Annotated in this window: 17 protein-coding genes; 7 read left to right on the top strand and 10 right to left on the bottom strand. The window is 61.5% G+C overall.

Annotated elements, in window-relative coordinates:
* The first annotated feature begins 1 nt into the window (after position 1).
* A complete protein-coding gene (locus QD336_RS14640) occupies positions 2-1,813 on the top strand; it encodes an ABC transporter ATP-binding protein (protein WP_499171164.1) in 1,812 nt (603 codons plus the stop codon).
* A 30-nt stretch (positions 1,814-1,843) separates the two neighbouring features.
* Here the strand turns inward: QD336_RS14640 and QD336_RS14635 are convergent, their stop codons facing one another.
* Genes QD336_RS14635 through QD336_RS14610 form a run of 6 tightly spaced genes read right to left on the bottom strand, consistent with a single transcriptional unit; the run spans position 1,844 to position 7,390 of the window.
* Positions 1,844-2,653 (bottom strand): inositol monophosphatase family protein, encoded by an 810-nt coding sequence (locus QD336_RS14635; protein WP_499171163.1) that lies wholly within the window; start codon positions 2,651-2,653, stop codon positions 1,844-1,846.
* Complete coding sequence (locus QD336_RS14630; RefSeq protein ID WP_499171162.1) at positions 2,650-3,486, bottom strand: glycerophosphodiester phosphodiesterase; 837 nt, start codon at positions 3,484-3,486, stop codon at positions 2,650-2,652. Before QD336_RS14630 ends, QD336_RS14635 begins: the two co-directional genes overlap by 4 nt.
* A 1-nt stretch (position 3,487) precedes the next feature.
* Positions 3,488-4,522 (bottom strand): ABC transporter ATP-binding protein, encoded by a 1,035-nt coding sequence (locus QD336_RS14625; protein ID WP_499171161.1) that lies wholly within the window; start codon positions 4,520-4,522, stop codon positions 3,488-3,490.
* A 9-nt stretch (positions 4,523-4,531) separates the two neighbouring features.
* Positions 4,532-5,356 carry an ABC transporter permease gene (locus QD336_RS14620; protein ID WP_499171160.1) on the bottom strand — a complete coding sequence of 275 codons (825 nt, stop codon included), beginning with the start codon at positions 5,354-5,356 and terminating at the stop codon, positions 4,532-4,534.
* 1 nt (position 5,357) lies between these two features.
* Positions 5,358-6,242 (bottom strand): ABC transporter permease, encoded by an 885-nt coding sequence (locus QD336_RS14615; RefSeq protein WP_499171159.1) that lies wholly within the window; start codon positions 6,240-6,242, stop codon positions 5,358-5,360.
* Positions 6,239-7,390 carry an extracellular solute-binding protein gene (locus tag QD336_RS14610; RefSeq protein WP_269343430.1) on the bottom strand — a complete coding sequence of 384 codons (1,152 nt, stop codon included), beginning with the start codon at positions 7,388-7,390 and terminating at the stop codon, positions 6,239-6,241. The genes QD336_RS14615 and QD336_RS14610 overlap by 4 nt, the downstream gene beginning before the upstream one ends.
* A 372-nt stretch (positions 7,391-7,762) precedes the next feature.
* Here QD336_RS14610 and QD336_RS14605 point away from each other — a divergent pair, with 372 nt between their 5' ends.
* The 6 genes from QD336_RS14605 to QD336_RS14580 all read left to right on the top strand — a co-directional run bounded on the left by QD336_RS14605 (position 7,763) and on the right by QD336_RS14580 (position 14,534).
* Entirely contained in the window at positions 7,763-7,945 is a 183-nt protein-coding gene (locus QD336_RS14605; protein WP_269343432.1) for a hypothetical protein, read from the top strand.
* A 271-nt stretch (positions 7,946-8,216) separates the two neighbouring features.
* Positions 8,217-8,546 (top strand): GCG_CRPN prefix-to-repeats domain-containing protein, encoded by a 330-nt coding sequence (locus tag QD336_RS14600; protein WP_499171158.1) that lies wholly within the window; start codon positions 8,217-8,219, stop codon positions 8,544-8,546.
* 181 nt (positions 8,547-8,727) lie between these two features.
* Positions 8,728-9,423: a superoxide dismutase gene (locus tag QD336_RS14595; protein WP_499171157.1), complete on the top strand. Its 696-nt coding sequence runs from the start codon at positions 8,728-8,730 to the stop codon at positions 9,421-9,423.
* A gap of 114 nt (positions 9,424-9,537) precedes the next feature.
* Complete coding sequence (locus tag QD336_RS14590; protein ID WP_499171156.1) at positions 9,538-10,527, top strand: Bug family tripartite tricarboxylate transporter substrate binding protein; 990 nt, start codon at positions 9,538-9,540, stop codon at positions 10,525-10,527.
* A 422-nt stretch (positions 10,528-10,949) separates the two neighbouring features.
* Positions 10,950-12,752 carry an ABC transporter ATP-binding protein gene (locus QD336_RS14585; RefSeq protein ID WP_499171155.1) on the top strand — a complete coding sequence of 601 codons (1,803 nt, stop codon included), beginning with the start codon at positions 10,950-10,952 and terminating at the stop codon, positions 12,750-12,752.
* 180 nt (positions 12,753-12,932) lie between these two features.
* The gene (locus QD336_RS14580) at positions 12,933-14,534 is read left to right on the top strand and encodes an ABC-F family ATP-binding cassette domain-containing protein (RefSeq protein WP_499171154.1); all 1,602 of its coding nucleotides are present in this window, start codon (positions 12,933-12,935) and stop codon (positions 14,532-14,534) included.
* Here QD336_RS14580 and QD336_RS14575 read toward each other — a convergent pair.
* Genes QD336_RS14575 through QD336_RS14560 form a run of 4 tightly spaced genes read right to left on the bottom strand, consistent with a single transcriptional unit; the run spans position 14,528 to position 19,120 of the window.
* The gene (locus QD336_RS14575) at positions 14,528-15,478 is read right to left on the bottom strand and encodes a Csu type fimbrial protein (RefSeq protein WP_499171153.1); all 951 of its coding nucleotides are present in this window, start codon (positions 15,476-15,478) and stop codon (positions 14,528-14,530) included. The genes QD336_RS14580 and QD336_RS14575 overlap by 7 nt on opposite strands.
* Positions 15,475-17,913 carry a fimbria/pilus outer membrane usher protein gene (locus QD336_RS14570; protein WP_499171152.1) on the bottom strand — a complete coding sequence of 813 codons (2,439 nt, stop codon included), beginning with the start codon at positions 17,911-17,913 and terminating at the stop codon, positions 15,475-15,477. The genes QD336_RS14575 and QD336_RS14570 overlap by 4 nt, the downstream gene beginning before the upstream one ends.
* A complete protein-coding gene (locus QD336_RS14565) occupies positions 17,885-18,601 on the bottom strand; it encodes a fimbrial biogenesis chaperone (protein ID WP_499171151.1) in 717 nt (238 codons plus the stop codon). Before QD336_RS14565 ends, QD336_RS14570 begins: the two co-directional genes overlap by 29 nt.
* A 21-nt stretch (positions 18,602-18,622) precedes the next feature.
* Positions 18,623-19,120: a Csu type fimbrial protein gene (locus QD336_RS14560; protein ID WP_269343450.1), complete on the bottom strand. Its 498-nt coding sequence runs from the start codon at positions 19,118-19,120 to the stop codon at positions 18,623-18,625.
* Between the last annotated feature and the right edge of the window lie 10 nt (positions 19,121-19,130).

The following is a 19,130-nucleotide window of genomic DNA, read 5'->3' as shown; positions in this document are numbered from 1 at the left end:
CATGGAGACAACACCAGTCCTGTCCGTCCGTAACCTCACCACCTCGTTCCTTGTCGACGGCGTGTGGAAAAGCGTCGTGCGCAACGTCTCCTTCGATGTTGCGCCCGGCGAAACCGTTGCCATTGTCGGTGAATCCGGTTCCGGCAAGTCGGTCACCTCGCTGTCCCTGATGCGCCTGCTTGCCCCGGCCTCCAGCCGGATAGAAGGGGAAGTGCTGCTCAACGGTCGCAATCTGCTTTCGCTTTCCGAAAAGGACATGCGTGGCGTGCGCGGCAACGATGTCTCGATGATCTTTCAGGAGCCGATGACCTCGCTCAATCCGATCTTCACCATCGGCCGTCAGATTTCGGAAGTTCTCATTCGCCACAAGGGGCTTTCGAAGCTGGAGGCGCGGGCGGAGACGGTGCGGCTTCTGGAAAAGGTGCGCATTCCCAATGCGGCGAGCCGTTTTGATGAATATCCGCATCAGTTTTCCGGTGGCATGCGCCAGCGGGTGATGATCGCCATGGCGCTGGCCTCGCGGCCAAAGCTGCTCATCGCCGACGAACCGACGACGGCGCTCGACGTCACCATTCAGGGCCAGATCCTCAATCTCATCAAACTGCTGCAGGAAGAGGAGGGCATGTCGGTTCTCTTCATTACCCACGACATGGGCGTGGTGGCCGAAATCGCCGACCGGACGATCGTGATGTATCGCGGTGATGCGGTCGAGACCGGACCGACCGAGGACATCTTCCGGCGCGGCAAGCACCCCTATACGCGGGCGCTGCTTTCGGCTGTGCCGAGGCTCGGCTCCATGCGTGACCGGCAATGGCCGACGCGGTTTCCTGTCCTCGATATGAAGACCGGCCTTTCAACCGAGCCTCAGGAGGTGGCCGAGACTGTTGCGAGCGGACAGACGCCGGTTCTTTCGGTCAAGAACCTCGTCACGCGCTTTCCCATCCGCTCCGGGCTTCTGGCACGCCGGACGGGCGCAGTTCATGCCGTTGAAAACGTCTCCTTCGATCTCTTTCAGGGAGAAACGCTGTCGCTGGTCGGTGAATCCGGCTGCGGAAAATCCACCACCGGACGCTCTATCATGCGCCTTGTGGAGCCGTCTTCTGGCGATGTGTCGCTCGACGGCTATGATGTTATGCGGCTCGATACGGTCGGCCTGCGCACCATGCGCAAATCCGTGCAGATGATCTTTCAGGACCCGTTCTCCTCGCTTAATCCGCGCATGACGGTGGGCACGGCAATTTCCGAACCCTTCATCAAGCACAAGCTGGGCAGCACGAAGCAGGCGAAGGAAAAGACCGCCGATCTTCTGGAAAAGGTCGGCCTCTCCGCCGATATGGCCAGCCGCTATCCGCACGAATTTTCCGGTGGCCAGCGCCAGCGCATCGCGATTGCCCGCGCGCTTGCGCTCGATCCGAAGGTCATCGTTGCCGATGAAAGCGTGTCGGCGCTCGATGTGTCGATCAAGGCGCAGGTCTGCAACCTGCTGCTGGACCTGCAGCAGAGCCTCAACCTCGCCTTCCTGTTCATTTCCCATGACATGGCGGTGGTGGAGCGTGTCAGCCATCGTGTCGCCGTGATGTATCTTGGCGAGATCGTGGAAATCGGCCCGCGTGCCGCCGTCTTCGACAATCCGCAGCATGCCTATACGAAAAAGCTGATGGCGGCGGTGCCGGTGCCGGATCCGGCAAGGCGTGGGGTGAGGCGCGGCATATCCAATGACGAGCTGAAGAGCCCGATACGGGCAATGGGATATGAAACACCGACGCGAAGCTACAGGACCGTGTCGCCCGGCCACCTGGTGCAGGTGGCCTGAGACGATTGCGGCGGCGCGGATGTTCCGAAGCTATGCGGGGTTCTTGGGCGGAACGCCGCGCAGGTGCTCCATAAGATAGGCATGGGTCGCGGCATTGGCGACGATCAGCGTGCCGGTCTTCTCATAAAACTCCGGTCCGCGGCCCCACCAGTCGGTGACGATACCGCCGGCTTCCTGAACCAGCAGGATGCCGCCCGCCGTATCGACGAAGCCGGTTTCCTCGTAATAGCCGGTCAGCCGGCCGCAGGCCACGTAAGTGCAGGAATTGGCGGCGCTGCCGACCACGCGAACCGCGCCGATGGGCGCACGAATATCGTCGAGACGCTGATAGGCGCCGGGATAAAGCGACAGGTTGGGTGTGGGCAGGCCGGTGCCGACACACATCAGGGCGACATCGGTGCTGGCGCTGACCCGCAGGCGCTCGCCATTGAGATAGGCGCCGTCGCCCTTGATTGCGGTGAACATCTCGTCGGAGACGGGATTATAGACCAGTCCGCAGATGGTTTCATTGCCGCGGCGCAGGGCGATGGCGATGGTATAGTGCTGGCCGTAGATGAAATTGGTGGTGCCGTCGATCGGGTCGACCAGCCAGCGATGATCCCGGTCCGAACCGTCGACGGGTGCGAATTCCTCACCGGTCAGCCCCCAGGGATATTGCCCGAGCAGGCGGTCACGGATCAGCGTCTCGGAATCCCTGTCGGCATCGGAAACGAAATCCCCCGGTCCCTTGACGCCGATCTCGATATCGCGGAAGCGCCTGAAATGGTCGAGCGTCAATGCGCCGGCCTCGCGGGCGGTGGCGACCATATGGTCGAGAATGCTGCTGTAACTGATGGTCATCGGGTGAAAACCTCTGCGAGTCCTTCCGGGTCATCGGTAGTGATCTGGTCGACCTTGAGCCGCAGAAGGCGCTCGATCGCCTCAATGGATTGCGGCGTGACGCTGTTGATCGTCCAGGCGTCGATACGGCGGTCGGCGGCATGGATCGGAGCGATGATATCGATGCCCGCATCCTCGGCGGCAAGCACGATGTCATAAGCGAGGTAGATCATCCCCGCCTCGGGTGCCGTGGCAAGCGCCTCTTCGATGAAGCCAAGATAGTTGCCACTTGCCTGCAGCTCGGCGAGCGTGTTGCGATGGCAGGGATCGTATCCCGTGCGCAGGCCGCGGGCGGAGCCCGCCAGCATGGCGATGGCGTCGAAGTCGCCGCCCGACAGGATCATCGAACCCGCTATGGGCGAAACGCTCGCCCCGAAGCCGGCGACGATTTGCGGGGTGAGCGCCTGTCGGTCTTCCTTGAAATCGAGCTGCAACAGGGCGCCGGGATGCACGACGCCTTCCGCGAGCAGGGCGCAGAGGTCTTCGAGCAACATCACCTTCGAAGCGATCGGCTGGCCTTCATTGTCGCGCAGGTGAAGCTGGCGCAGCGTGGCGGCGGAGGTGTCTCGCACCCTGCCGGTGCCGGTGGTTTCGCGTTCGAGGCTGAGATCGTGCAGCACGGCGCAGCCATGGTCGGCATGAATGACGAGATCGACTTCGATGCTTGCGCCAACGCGCATCGCCTCGATGATGCGCTCGCCGGTGAAGACCGGATCCGCCGCGCGGCGGCGGGCGCGGTGCCATTTCAGCCACGTCCTGTGGCCATCGCGTTCGATGAAGATCGGCTGGGTCATGTCAGCTCCGGTAGATGGGACGGTTGTCGCGATAGGCCGTGACGGCGCGGGGCATGATGCGCACTCCCTGTCCGGCCCGGAACAGATCCGGATGGGCAACCATGGATTTGATCCGCGTGCCATCGGCAAGGTCGAGATCGACAAGGCCATGGGTGCCATAGTCCGTGACCCGGTGCACATGCGCCTGCGGCGTTTCGGATGCCGTCAGGTCGATTGCTTCCGGGCGGATCGCAAGCACGGTCGGCCCGTCGGAAACGGGAAGCGGCAGCGCGAAGTCGGCGCGCATGAAGTTGCCGTCCGAAACCGCGCCTTCCATCAGGTTCATGGTGCCGATGAAGCCGGCGACGAAAGGCGTCTGCGGTTCGCGATAGATGACATTGGGCCGGTCGATCTGCTCGGTCTTGCCATTGGCCATGACGACGATGCGGTCGGCCATGGAAAGCGCCTCGTCCTGACCGTGGGTAACGAACAGCGTGGTGATGCCGAGACGCTGCTGGATATCGCGCACCTCTTCCCGCAGGCGCTCGCGCAGATGCTGGTCAAGGCTGGCGAAGGGTTCGTCGAGCAGGAGGATTTTCGGTTCGAGAACCAGCGAGCGGGCGAGTGCCACACGCTGCTGCTGGCCGCCGGAAAGCTGGCTGGTGGCGCGTTCGCCATAACCGGAAAGCCCGACGAGATCGAGCACGGCCTCCACCTTCTCCCTGATGACGGCAGCGGGTATCCGGCGCAGCTTGAGGCCGAAGGCGAGGTTATTGAAGACGTTCATATGGCTCCAGAGTGCGTGGCTCTGGAACACCATGCCGGTCGGCCGTCGCTCCGGCGGCAGATGCGTGACGTCCTCCCCGTCGATGGTGATCTGCCCGCCCGTCGGTTGCTCGAAACCGCCGACCATGCGCAGCAGCGTCGATTTGCCCGAACCGGAAGGGCCGAGAAGGCAGACGAGTTCGCCATCGGTGACATCGAGCGAAAAACTGTCGACTGCCTTGGTGCCGCCGGTGAAGGTTTTCGTGACCTGGCGGATGTGAAGTACGGACATGCTGATTTCCTAACCGCCGAAGCCGCGGGCGAATGCGCCGCCGCCGATGACGCGGCGGGCGAACATGAGGGCAATGAAGGAGGGCACCCAGAGCAGGACAGAAAGAACCGCGCCATACTGGATGACCATCTGGTTGTTGATGTAGCTGATCATCAGCACCGGCATCGTGCGGATGCCCGGTGCGCCGATGAGCCAGGCGCCTTCGGTTTCATAAAATGTGCTGACGAAGCTCAGGAGCAGGGCGGCGGCGATGGTCGGTCCCGCCTGCGGCAGGGTCACGGACCAGAAGACCCGCAGCGGGCTCGCGCCGACATCGCGGGCCGCCTCTTCCATGCGCCGGTCGACGGCCTGGAAGGCGGCGACCGGAATCCAGATCATGAACATCAGCGTGCCAACAAGCTGGATCAGGATAACGCCCCAGAACGTGCCGATAAGGTTGAGCTGCAGGAAAATGGCGGCAATCGCCACCAGCAGCCCGAATTTCGGGAAGGCATGGCCGGCAAGGAACGAGAAGAACAGGAGATTGCGGCCGGGAAAGCTCATGCGCGCAAAGGCATAGGCGGCCGGGAGGCAGATGAGCGCCGAAAGCAGGGTCACCACCGTAGTAAGCTGCAGGCTCAGCATCAGGGCATTCCAGACATCGGCGCGCCCCAGGGTCTGGCCCCAGAAGCGGAAACCGAATTGCTGCGGGATGACGTTCGGAAAACGCCAGACCTCGGTGAAGGCCCAGGTGCCTACAACGAGCAGCGGCCCGACGATGACGAGTGTGAGAAGCGTGGCAAAGAAGATGCCGGGCCAGTCCATGCGCGGTCGCGCCGGGATAAGGGTCGTCATGTCATTTCCCCTGATTGCGCGCGACCGAGCGCACGTAGAACAGGCCGAATGCGATGCAGAAACCAAAAGCGATGACGGCCTGGGTCATGGCGCCAATGGGGTCCTGCACATCGCGCAGCGTGCGCTGCATGAAGGGGCCGATCATTTCGGGAGATGCCGGTCCAAGCAGATAGGGCAGGGTGAAGGAGGAAAAAATGCCGAGCACCGAAAAGGACAGCGCAACGAGGATGGAGTTGGAAATGCGCGGCAGGATGATATGCCGGAAGACCTGAAGGGCATTCGCCCCCACGTCGCGCGCGGCCTCCACCGACTGGTTGGCGACACTGCCGAGCCCCGCGAGCAGGATCAGCACGGTCAGCGGAATATTGTCCCACACAAGGCCGATCACCGGTCCCCAGGGCGTGAGATAGGGTGTGCGGATCTTCGGCAGATGGACCGCATTGAGCAATATATCCACCATGCCGTTCGGCCCCAGAACGCGGATGAAGGCGAAGGCGAGGATGATGGAGGGCACGAACATCGGAAAGATCGCCAGCGCCTGCACATAGGCCGGCAGACGGCCCTGCGAAAAGCGGAGATAAAGCGCGATCGGCAGGCAGATCACCAGCAGAAGCGCCGCGCAGACCAGCGTGGTCCAGAGCGTGACGGCGAGATTGTCGAGGCTGTAGCGGTCCGAGAAGAAGAAAACATAGCTCGACAGATCGAAACTCGATTGACCGTCGGCACCCTTGCGCCAGACGGTGCGGCCGATGGCGTTGATGGCCGGCCAGATGACGAGCCAGATCATCAGGAAAACGGGAATGGCGACAAGCAGGAGACCGATTGGCTTCCTGCCTGCCGTATTGTCGATGAGCGGGCGGACCGCTCCTTCCGCAACCTCGGTCACGACTTGCGGTCGACGTTCGGGGCGACGTTGCGATACCAGCCATCATTGATGGCGGTTTCCCATTTACCGGCCGGGAAGGTCGGAATGGTTTGCGGGATGATGTCGGCGAAGCGCTTGCGCAGATCGGCCGATACATGGTCCCAGGAAACGCCGGGGAAACCGCCCAGTTCGGTGAGGATGGCGCCCTGAATTTCTTCCGACAGCACGAAATTGGCGAGCTTCAAGGCAGCGTCGCGATTGGCGCCGTTCGCCAGCACTACGGCGCGCGAGAAATCACCACAAAGCGCCAGATCCTGAAGCTGGACGAGGCCGGTTTCCTTCGGCAGAACGCCCTGATCGATGGCCTTCAGCACCTGATCGGACCAGACCGGGGTCATGGTGACGACGCCCTGGGAAAGAAGCTGCAGCGACTGCGTATTGCCCGAGGAGTATGCGCCCTTGTCATAAAGCGACGGGGCGATGTCGTTCAGCAGCGCCCATGCCTTGCCAAGAGCCTTGTCACCGGTTTCCTGGGTGTAGTTGTCGACCGTGAAGGCCTTGGGATCGAGACCGTTGGCCTGATGGATGGCGCGGCGGACGAAGTTGCCGCCGGAGCCGCCCTTGTCGGGACGGTTGTAAACGAACTGGCCGGGATTGGCCTTGATCCATTTGACGAGTTCATCCCAGGTCTTCGGTGCATCCGCCGGCTTGAGCTTGCTGGTGTCATAAGCGAGCAGAACCTGGCTGCCGCGATAGGGCAGGCTGTATTCGCTGCGGATGGCGAGCGGGTTGACGCGCGAATAGTTGGAAAGGCCGGCCTTCGCCATGTTCACATAGATGCCGGCATCGATGGCGCCGGCGGGCAGCAGCGGATCGGCCGTTTCGAAATAATCGGCCTGCGGATCGGTGCCCGTCTGTTTTGCGGCGATGGCGCGCTCACCGATGGCGATGATGCCGGCGCCGTCGCCGGCATCGACGAGATTGAGCTTGAGGCCGGGATTGGCGGCTTCGAAAGCGGGCTTGATCGTGTTGGACCAGAAATCGAGGATATTGGTATCCGAGCTGGTGTACCAGTCGATCGTGCCCGGCGCGGCAAAGCTCATGCGGGGCGCGAGGGCGAGACCGGCGGCGGCGCCTGCGGCGGACATCATAAAGGTGCGGCGTTTCATCTATGTCTCCGATGTTTTCGGCGCGAGTGAACTCTGAGCGCTGACCCTCTGGAAGCGGTGGGAGAGGCGCTGACCGGTCGTTGCACAGCTGTGCATTTTTTGGCGGTCGGCGGCGGTTCTAATGCCTTTCTATAACGCTTTCGTGACGGCCGATGCGGATGGGCACGGCTGCAAACCTTCAGGCGGATAAGAGGAAAAGAGAATGTACCCCGGCATTGTTGGGTCGGCTTCATTGCGATTTTTGCGGAGAAAAATCGAATATCGCATATATTGCGTCTGCTACCGCATCGAGGCCGCGCATCCGATTCGGTCTGAATGATTGTCCGCGAGCCCGACGGGCAGGTAGCCGAATTGCAGCAGGGGAGGGAAGCGTTGATCGCGGCTTATATTGACGAATTCATCATGTTTTGCGCCGGCCTGTGGATGACATGTGTCGGCTTTGGTTATCTGCCATTGTCGAAAAATACGGACAGCCAACCGCCCGTCGTTCGTCACTTCAAATGGATGGGACCTTTGCTGCTTGTCATCGCACTCGTTCTTGCCGTGGCCAGCTGAGAAAAAATCGAGGCAAAGAAAAACCCTGCTGAGGCGGGGTTTCAGCTTACCAGCCCTGACGGCCGTACCTTGCCCTTCATCTGTCTCCAGTAGTCTTCGACGCGATTCCATCCGTCGGGTTCTCCCTTTCCTGTTTGCTTGCACCGGTAAATACCGCGTGGCCTGCACGGCTCCGCCGCACAGGCGTTGCCACGAAAAGATCACGATTCATTCAGCCACAGTTCACCCGGCGTGGCGCTAAATCCCCGCATCCCACAAGGAGGGAAATAAGATGCGCAAGATGATTTTAACCGCCGGACTGATCTTCGGCGCCCTGTTCGGCACCGGCGCGAACGCCATGCCACTTGGCCAGTCGTCCACACCTTCGGTATCCCACGTTCAAAAGGTGGATTATGCCTGCGGACGCGGCTTTCACCTGTCACCCCGCGGTTATTGCCGTCCGAATGGCCCGCCCCGTTACGAGCGCGGCTGGGACCGCCGCGATCGCTGGGAAGGCCGCCGGGAATGGCGGGAACGCCAGGCGAGACGGGAATGGCGCGAATGGCGGGATCGTCGGGACTACCGGGATTACCGCGACCGTCGCGATTATTATCGATATTGATCGGACAGGGCCCTCTCCAGCCGGGAGGGCCTTTCTTTTATGCGGTAGCCTCATCATCACGCCCGTGGACACAGGGTGCCTGACGAGGTCACCACGGCCTGCGGCAAAATTGCATTCGGCCTGAGGAAACCCGGGCCGCAGTTTCGGGTTAGTCCCATATCACCGTCCCAAGGAGGATATGATGGACATCACCAGACGCACCATTCTCACCGCCGGTGCGGCAACTGCCGCCGTTGCAATCTTTCCCCGGCCACATGTCGCACGCGCCGCGCTGCCTCTGGCGCAGCCGAAACTTCCCTTTGCCGAGGCCGATCTGGCGCCGGTCATTTCGGCAAGAACGGTCGGCCTGCATTATGGAAAACACCACAAGGCCTATTTCGACAAGCTGAACACGCTTGCGGCCGGCACCCGTTATGCCGACATGGAGCTGGCCGAGATCGTGACGGAGGCCGCCAGATCGAAGGCGGCGGCGGATGTCAAAATCTTCAACAATGCCGCGCAGGCCTGGAACCACGTCGCCTATTGGGACCAATTCATTCCAGGCGGGCCGAACCGGCCGACGGGCGAACTTGCAGCTGCCGTAAACGAGACCTTTGGCGATTATGACGGTTTCATCAAGCGTGCGGTCGATGTTTCCGATACGGTGTTCGGCACCGGCTGGGTGTGGCTGACGCGGGATGATGACAACAGGCTCGCGCTGGTCGGATATGAGGACGGCAACAACCCGGTCGCGGTCGGCCGCCCGGCCTATCTCGGCATCGATATATGGGAACACGCCTATTACCTCGATTATGAAAACCGCAAGACGGAGCATATCCGCGCCGTGCTCGACAGGCTGGTCAACTGGCGGGTCGTCGAAGAGCGCATGAAGGCCTGACGGGTTTTTCCTGTCTTGGGGCCTGCCGGGACGTCCGGTCCCCGGCGGGTTGCCCTGAGGTGCATTTGAGCTACTATGCGCCCATGGCGAGGAGGCCATGTATAAGGAGGGTTCATGATTTACCGGTCTTCAAAACGGCGCACCGTGTTGAAACTTGCCGCTGCGGCGGTGTCTTTTGGCATGATGGGAACGGCTGCGAGTGCCGCGGGTTTTCCCGATCGAACGATCACGCTGGTCGTTCCTTTCGCGGCGGGCGGCTCCACGGATGTGGTCGCGCGTGTCATCGCACAGAAGATGGGTGATGAACTCGGCCAGCAGATCGTGGTTGAAAACGTCGCTGGCGCGGGCGGCAATCTTGGCGCCGACCGGGTGGCCCGTGCCGAGCCGGACGGCTATACGATCCTGATGGGCACCGTTGCCACCCATGCGCTCAACCCGCTCATTCTCAAGACGAAACCCTATGATCCGGAAAAGGATTTCACGCCGGTTTCGCTGCTTGTCGTGGTTCCGAATGTGCTGGTGGTCAATCCGAAACTCAACGTCAACAGCGTCGCGGAGCTGATCGCGCTTTTGAAGGCCGAGCCCGACAAATATGCCTATGCCTCTTCCGGCAATGGCACGCCGCTGCATCTTTCCGGCGAACTGTTCAAGAGCATGGCGGGCGTCAGCATGCAGCATGTGCCCTATAAGGGCGCAGGCCCGGCGCTCAACGATCTTCTCGGCAACCAGATATCCATCATGTTCGACAATCTGCCGTCCTCGTCCGGACATATAAAATCCGGCACCCTGCGGGCACTTGGCGTCACCACCAAGGAGCGGGCTTCGTCCTTCCCGGATCTGCCGACGATTGCCGAAACCGTACCGGGTTACGAAACCTACACCTGGAACGCGCTCTTTGCGCCCGCCGGTACGCCGGCCGATGTGGTCGACAAGCTGAACGCCGCCGCCAAGAAGGCGCTTGCGGATGCGGGTGTCGCCGCACGCATGGCCGATTTCAGCGCCAAGATCGTCGCCTCCTCGCCGGATGAGCTGAAAACCCACGTCGCGGCGGAAATCGCCAAGTGGGGACCCGTCGTCAAGGCCGCCAATGTGCAGATGGACTGATCAGGATCGGTAAATCCGGTTTTGACACCCAAAAAAAATCGTGGCCGGGTCCCCATCGGTATCGGCCACGATCATTGCTGCGGCGCCAGCCGCTGTGTCGTTTCCGCATCACTTGCCATAAGGTTGCAAAAATCCGCTTGGCAAGGTCGAGCGGCTCAGCTACAAATTCATCACCGCGTCAGATCGAACAAGGGAGGCGTTGCATGACATCAGCATTCATCAAAACCCTCCCGCAGGGAATGACCAGACACTAGGTCATATCCATTCGCGGCCCGCCTTATGCGCGCCCGACATGCGGTTTTGTTTTCCCCCCATAGCCCGATTGATCTGACGGGATCATTTTGTCTTCCCGCCCGGGCTGTGCCATCCAACTTCCGTTTTGAGGACCGGTCGTCCTGCTTTTGGGCGCCGGGCTGGTTAAAATGTCAAGCAAGAAGCTCGATTTCCGCGCCGATGCCTATCGCCATGTGCTCGGCTTTGTTTTCAACCATTGGAGCCACCGAAAGGCGCTCGTTGGTTTCATCATCGTGCTGGTGGTTGCCAGCACGCTCGCCGAAGTCATGGTGCCGGTCTTTTCCGGCCAGATCGTCGATGCGATTGCCGGAGGCAACGGAGATGCCAATGGCGGCGATGCAGCGCTGCGCGCCTTCGTCATCGTGGTGGCGCTCGGCCTCACCAGCGTTGTGCTGCGCTGGTTCATCTTCAACGGCATCATCCGGCTGACGCTGAAGACCATGGCGGATGTCACCAATAACGGCTTCCACAAGGTGCAGCGTTTCTCCACCGACTGGCACGCCAACAGCTTTGCCGGCTCGACGGTGCGCAAGATCACGCGTGGCATGTGGGCGCTGGATTCGCTCAACGACCTGCTGCTCGTCGCACTCCTGCCATCCATCGTCATGCTGGTGGGCGCCACCATCGTGCTTGGCAGTTACTGGCCGGTCATGGGTCTGATCGTCGGCCTCGGCTCGCTGATCTATATCGGCGTCACCGTCGGGCTTTCGATGGGGTATGTGTCGCCGGCGGCACGGCTTGCCAATGCCTGGGATACCCGGCTTGGCGGGGCACTGGCGGATGCGATCAGCTGCAACGCGGTGGTCAAGGCCTTCGGTGCTGAAACCCGCGAAGAAGAGCGGCTCGGCCATGTTCTGGTGAAATGGGACAACCGGACGCGCAGGACCTGGAAACGCGGCACGCTGAACGGCACGATCCAGAGCTTCATGATGGTGTCGATGCAGGCGGGCATCCTCGGCACCGGCCTCATCATGTGGCAGAAGGGTCTGGCGACCCCCGGCGACATCACCTTCGTGCTGGCGATGTTCTTCGTGTTGCAGGGTTATCTGCGCGATGTGGGTCAGGATATCCGCAACCTGCAGCGCGCCGTCAACGACATGGAAGAGCTGGTGCTGCTCGACAAGATGCCGCTGGGTGTCGAAGACAGGCCGGACGCGAAGCGGATCAATATCGGCAAGGGCGAGATCGTCTTCGATCACGTCACCTTCCAGTATGGTGCGCATGCAACCCCGCTTTATGAGGACTTCTCGGTCACCATCAAGCCGGGCGAGCGCGTGGGTCTGGTCGGTCATTCCGGTTCGGGCAAGACGACCTTCGTCAAGCTCATCCAGCGCCTTTACGACATAAAGGCGGGGGCGATCCGCATCGACGGGCAGAACATCGCCGATGTCACGCAGGCGAGCCTGCGCGGCCAGATCGCCATCGTGCAGCAGGAACCCATCCTGTTCCACCGCACGCTGGCGGAAAACATCGCCTATGGCCGGCCGGATGCCTCGCGTCGTGAGATCGAGCAGGCGGCGAAACAGGCGAGCGCCCATGATTTCATCATGTCCCTTCCCAAGGGATATGAGACCATGGTGGGCGAACGTGGTGTCAAGCTGTCGGGCGGCGAGCGCCAGCGTGTCGCCATTGCCCGTGCCTTCCTGGCGGATGCGCCGGTGCTGATCCTCGACGAGGCGACATCGAGCCTCGACAGCGAAAGCGAAGTGCAGATCCAGCAGGCGATGGAACGGCTGATGGATGGCCGCACCACGCTCGTCATCGCTCACCGGCTTTCCACGGTCCGGGCGCTCGACCGGCTGCTGGTGTTCGACAAGGGCAGGATTGTCGAAGAGGGTGACCATCAGGCGCTGATCCGGCTCCATGACGGCATCTATCGCCGGCTGTTCGAACGGCAGGCGCTGGAACTGACCAAGGGTCTTGTGGCCTAAAAAAAAGAGACGCCGGGGGCATCCTCCCGGCGTTTCCTCCGAAATACTGAACCCACGCCACGAACGCGCCGCTTTGTTCGCGTAAGGGCGTTTTCTCCGCAATACCAACAGGATGGTGCATCATGGATTTCAACCCGATCACAAAGCCGCAACGCCTTGTCATCAGGAGAACCCATATCCATGCCGCATTCCATCACCCTTTCAGACCTCTCGTGGGCAACACCTGACGGTCATCCGCTTTTTTCCAGCATCAATCTTCGCTTCGGCCTTGAACGCGTTGGCCTTGTGGGGCGCAACGGCGTCGGCAAGACGACGCTTCTGAAGCTGATCGCCGGCGAGTTGTCACCCTCTGCCGGCACGGTCTCCGTTTCCGGCAGGATCGGCGTTCTGCGGCAAAGCGTGCAGGTCAGGGACGGTGAGACCATCGCCGACCTGTTCGACGCGCGCCATGCGCTGCAGGTCCTTTCGCGCGCGCAGGCGGGAATGGCGACGCTCGAGGAACTCGGCGACGTCGACTGGATGCTGGAGGAGGCGATTGCCGAGGCGTTGGCCGGGGTCGGGCTCGATGCATCCCCCGCCACACCGCTTTCCGCGCTCTCGGGCGGGCAACGCACACGGGCAGCACTTGCCGCGCAGATCCACGCCGCGCCGGATTTCCTGATCCTCGACGAACCGACCAACAATCTCGACCGCGATGGCCGCATCTTCGTTGCCGATTTCCTGGCGGGTTGGCGTGGCGGCGCGATCGTGGTCAGCCATGATCGCGAACTTCTCGAGACGTTCGATGCCATAGTCGAGATGACCTCGCTCGGTGCCACGCGCTATGGCGGCAACTGGAGCCATTACCGCGCGCAAAAGGCGCTGGAACTGGCAGCCGCCGAACAGGACCTTGCCAGCGCCGAAAAACGGCTCTCCGAGGTCAGGAGGAAGTCGCAGGAGGCGTTGGAACGCAAGGCCCGCCGCGATGCGAAGGGGGCTGCAAAGGCGGCGAAGGGGGACATGCCGCGCATCGTTGCCGGTGGCATGAAAAGACGCGCCGAAAAGACCAACGGTGACAATGCCAATCTCGCTACCCGCCTGAAAGCCGAAGCGACGGATGATTTGCGGACGGCGCGTGAAAGGATCGAAATCCTGCAGGACGTTACCGTCACCCTGCCGCCCAGCGGCCTGCACGCGACGAAAACAGTGCTGAGCCTGCAAAAGCTGACTGCGGGATATTCCGCCGAACATCCCGTGCTTGTCGATCTGTCCTTCGAGATCACCGGTCCGCAACGGGTCGCCGTTACCGGTCCGAACGGATCGGGAAAAACGACGCTGCTGTCGGTGATAACAGGGGATTTGCCACCCTTCGCAGGAAGGTTTCACCTCGGTGTCAACGCGGCGTTCCTCGACCAGCAGGTCAGCCTGCTGGATGCGAAACTGTCGATCCGTGACAACTTCCTCAGGCTCAACCCGCAATCAGGGGAAAATGCCTGCCGGGCGGCGCTCGCGCGCTTCATGTTCCGTGCCGATGCCGCCTTACGGATTGTCGGAACACTTTCAGGCGGGCAGATGCTGCGTGCCGGCCTTGCCTGTGTCCTCGGTGGTCCTCAGCCGCCGCAATTGCTGATCCTTGATGAGCCGACGAACCATCTGGATATCGACTCCATCGCCGCCGTGGAGGCGGGCCTCAGGGCCTATGACGGCGCCTTGCTGGTCGTCAGCCATGACGAGGCGTTTCTCACCAGCATCGGCATTGATCGGCGGCTGGAACTTGGGGCCTTATCCGATGCGCCTCAGTAATTCACCGTTACGACGACCGTATCGGAGTAATTTCCCGGTGCCGGTGTGTTCTGCGCCGGCACGCGCCCATAGACGGTCAAAGTCTGCAGGCTGCCGTTTCCCGTGCCGGTAGCGATTTGCCCGGTGGCGCTTCCCCACACATTGGTGCGACCTATATCGCGATAGAGGCCGTAGATGATGGATGATGCACCCTGCACCATCTGGCGTGCAGCGGGCGGGCTGTTGCTCAGACCGCCATTCAGCGCCACGCTGTAGTTCAGGCCGTTGGTGCAGGTGAGATTGATGGCGCCGTTCGCATCGACCGCCGTGTTGAGCACGCCGTGGCTGCCGAAATCGATGTTCTGGGCCGAGATGATGCAGGTGGGCGCCACCGCGGCGCTCACGGTGAAAGGCACCTGCGTGGGGTTCTGGGTCACGGAAGAGCAACTTGGTGCGATCAAGGTAAAACCCGTATAGGTGAAGTTGGTCTCGGCACCGGCAAAGCTGGAGAGATAAAGTCCGCGCGCCGCAGAGGCCTGGCCCGCATTGATCCTGCCGTAAACCGTGCGGGTGGTGGTGTTGATCAGCAGTGGCAACGCCATATCGATCGGCGGCGGCGAGCCGAGCGCCGGCTGACTGACCGATCCCCAGGAGGTCGTTCGGGCGGAATTCTGATAGAGCTGGTAATTGAGGATGTTGCTGCCCTGGAGCATCCGCCGGATGCCGCCCGACTGTCCACCGCTGCCGGCGTTGATGTTGGGGCAGATGCGAATGGAAAGCGCCAGCGACAATGGGTTATTGCAGGTCACCGACAATGTCGCCGTGGTGTCCACCGCAGCGCCACCTGCGAGGTTGACGAAGCCGAAATTCATATCCGACATGCTGAAGGTGCAGGTTTGCGCCAGAACCGGGGAGGCGGCGAAAGAAGCGGCGATGGCAAGCGCAGCTCGGATCAGGACCTTCATTGAACGCTCCTGCAGAGGGTTTCGAGAGTTGCGCGTTGAGCGCCTGCGGTAGGGACAGTGATTTCGGCCTCACATTTTCCCCTGGTGGGTTGGGTGATGCTGAGCCGATGGGTTTCGCCGATATTGTCGAGATAGGCCTGTCCGTCGTAGCCGACGATGAACTCGCGCTTGCCGTCGATCGTGCCGGTCGAACCGGTTTCGATGAAGTCGCCGCTTTCGTTTTTCAGCGTCACAAGCGCCACCTGGCCTTCGGTTTCCACATTGAAATTGACGACCGCGCCGGCACGCTCGGTCGGCCTCACCGTCTGTTTCGTGCGGTCGATGCGGGCGTCGACGGGCAGGTTGCTGGGGTCGAGCGTGATGTTGTTGACGTCATAGGCGCGCAGGTTCGGCAGCAATATTTTGCCGCGACGGTTCGTCTGACCTATCGGGCGGTTTTCGAGCAGGATATCGACACCGGGCGCGCCAGCATCCACGATGGCGAAGGCGTCGTCGATCCGGTTGCCAACAAAGACATCACCGCCGGCGAGCGCGATCGATCCTTCGATCTGGGCATAGGCCTGTGTCGTGCGGTTGAACTGGTCGATACCGGCCGAAACGCGTGCGGCGCTGCCGCGATAGCTGCCGGATGCGGAGACGATGTCGTTGCCGCCGAGCGCGCCGCGCAGCCGCCAGCCATAACTTCCCTCCGCCTGTTCTTCGGATTTCACGACTTCCGCCGTCAGCGAATATCCATCGGCATTGGAGGACATGCCGGCGGAGCCCGAGACACCGCCGCCGAACGACCAGGAGAGACCGGCAAAAATGCCGTAAGAGTTGCTGTCTTCGAGGTCCTTATAGGCGGTGATGAAGATATTGCCGTTTTCACCAAAGGGCCGTGTGGCGGAGAGACCGAGAAGGCGGGATCGGCGCTCGTCGAAGGTTTCGAGCTGGGTGTAGGAGAAGTTCAGGCTGGTTTCATCGAAACCCAGCTGCGTGGAAACGGAAATCTGGTCGAGGGCGCGCGGCGGCCGCACGCTGAGCAGTCCGGATATTGGCTGGTTTTTCGATGAACTGGCCGAGACGGAGGCCATGTCGTTATAGTCGCCGAATGCCCGTTGCGATCGTGCATTAATTCTTACCCCGAGCAATTCGGCCTCGACGCTTGCGGAAAGCTGATAGCCGCTTTCATCGCCGAAACGGCTCGATGCGCCGGAAAGTGCCGCCAAGCCGTGGGCCCCGAGCGTGAAAACACCGCCAAGGCCGATATTGTAGAAATCCTCGCCGCCTTCCGCATGGCCTTCGACCGTGAACCCGTCCGATACGCCGTAACGCACCGTCGCCGATCCGAGTGGCCTGTCGTCATAATCGAAAGACGAGGTTCCGTAGTTGCGCCGGGCAAAACCGAGTTCGGCAGAGAAATCGAGGAGGCCCTGCGCCAGCAGGTCCGGCGAGGTATAAAACGGCGTTTCCGACACGATTTCGCGGCCGAGCGCATCCCGCACCACCAGTCTCGCATTGCCCGCGCCGCTGATGACGGGAAGATTGGTGATGGAGAAGGGGCCTTCCGGCACATCCTGCGACAGGTGGCGGATATTGTTGACATAGACATCGACCGTGGAGGGCACGGCGGCGGAACCGGCAAATTCGGGCATGGGCATGGTGACGATATCCGGCCGCAGATCGAAATTCCGGCGGACCTGCAGGCCACCCAGCCGGGTAGGGCGGGTCCAGCTCAGCCCGCCGGTGATCAGGTCGCCGGCCCGGTAGGTCGTCAGCGTTTCTTCGTTCGAATAGCTCCAGGTGGTATCGAGGCGCTGCGTATCGAATTCCGACAGGCGCGATGTGCTCAGAACCTGGGACGAGGACAGGACGCCGAGCGGGCCGAAGACCCGGCTTTCCAGAAGGGCGGAAACGCCGTTGAAATCGGCGAGATCCGACCATGTGCCACCGCCGGACGAACCATAGATCGTGTAATTCACCAGACCTCCAAAATCGCTCGTGGCCTTTTCCTCGGTCTCTTCATCTTCCTCCTGCGTGCTTTTGCCGGAGGCGTCGATCACCTTGCTCGCGCGCGCCGCCATCGACAGGGTGAAATGCACGGACTGGGTGCTTTCATCGTAACGCGCCGTCACATCCGGCAGCCGGGAGAGATCGATCCAGCCATCCGCGCCTATGGCGCTCTCAACCGGAGAAATCCCGATATTCTTCAGCTGATCCGGCTCGATGAGAAGCGATCCGGCGTCGTTTTGGCGAAATGTCGCGATCAGGTCCGTCGAAACATCGTTGATGTAGACTTCGAGCTGCAATTGTCCCGCTTCTCCTGCGGCAAAAGAAGGCGGTGCTGCCGCAGGGGGAATATCCTGCGCCATGGAGAAATTGCCCGAAAAAAAGACCGTCAAACCGGCAATCGTCAAAACGGCAAGGTCAGCCGCCCGAGACGCGCGCCGTCGCATTGACGGGGCCGCCTTCGCTGTCTGCCGAAATCTTCAGCGTGCCGCCGGCCTTGCCGCCCGTTGCCGGAACGAGGAAGGTTGCGGCGGATTTGCCGAGCACGTAGCCCACCAGTCCCTGCTGGCGGCCAATCGGCTGGCCGTTGCCGCCGGAAAGTATCAGGTTGGCGATCCTGATCCGCCTCTCACCGGCGTTCGACACCGAGACCCTGTAACCCTTGCCCTGCGGCGTCACCTTCCAGACCGGCTCCGCATCACCGGTGGAGGCGGGCGAGAAGAAAACGGGTATGGAGTGGCGGACCACCAGATTGACGGTGCCGGATTGCGGTTTTCCCGCCGGCGGCAATTCGTCGACGATGATGCGGTAACTCTCCTCCGCCCTGACGGGTGTTTTGGAAAGCCGGACGATGCGGATGAGATTTTCCGCGCCACCCTTCAGCTGCGTCATCGGCGGGCTGGCGACGACGTCGTTTACCGCCGTGTAGACATCCTGGCCATTCTGCTGGGTCCAGCGGAAAATCCGAACCTGCACGTTGATCGGGGTTTTCGCATCGTTCCAGATGCGCAGGCTGGAGGCCGCCGTCGGGGCCTTGAGATCGAGAAGAACGGGGGCGACCCGCAAGGATGCAGCCTGTGAAGGCGAGACACTCAAACCGGCAAAAAACGCAGCCGCTAAGGTAAAAAGACGCATGCGCGATCCTCCTTATGGCGATCAGTAGTTGAGCGTGGCCGTCACCGTATCGGTATAGACGCCGACCGCAGGTGTCGTCTGGGCAGGTACGCGCCCATAGACAGTGAAGGTCTGCGGTGCCCCGGTTCCCGTGCCCGTTTGCCGGTCCGTTCCAACGGTGTTGCCCCACACCGTACTATGTGCCGCAGTCGTATAGAGCGAGTAGGAAATGGTCGCACCCGCGGGCGATGTCATCAGTCGGTTGGCAACCGTCGCCCCCGAGCCGGCACCGGCGCTGAGGCCGAGGCTATAGGGTGTGCTGGCCGTGCATTGCACGACAATGTTACTGGTCGCGTCGATATTGCTGCCAATCACGCCATTGGTCCCGAAGTCGAGATTGCCGGCTGAATTGATCTGGCATGCCGCCTGAATGGTAATCTGAACGTTGAAATTTGTCGTGGCGACCTGCGCGAGGCCTGATGCCGGTGTGAGAACAAGTGCCGCCAGCGATAACAAGTAGCCTGATGTCGAAAACCTCATGCTGCCTCCC

It is taken from the genome of Rhizobium sp. BR 250, from assembly GCF_047445855.1.
In the GTDB taxonomy this organism is placed as follows: domain Bacteria; phylum Pseudomonadota; class Alphaproteobacteria; order Rhizobiales; family Rhizobiaceae; genus Agrobacterium; species Agrobacterium tumefaciens_I.
This window is presented reverse-complemented; position numbering and strand designations above follow the sequence as displayed.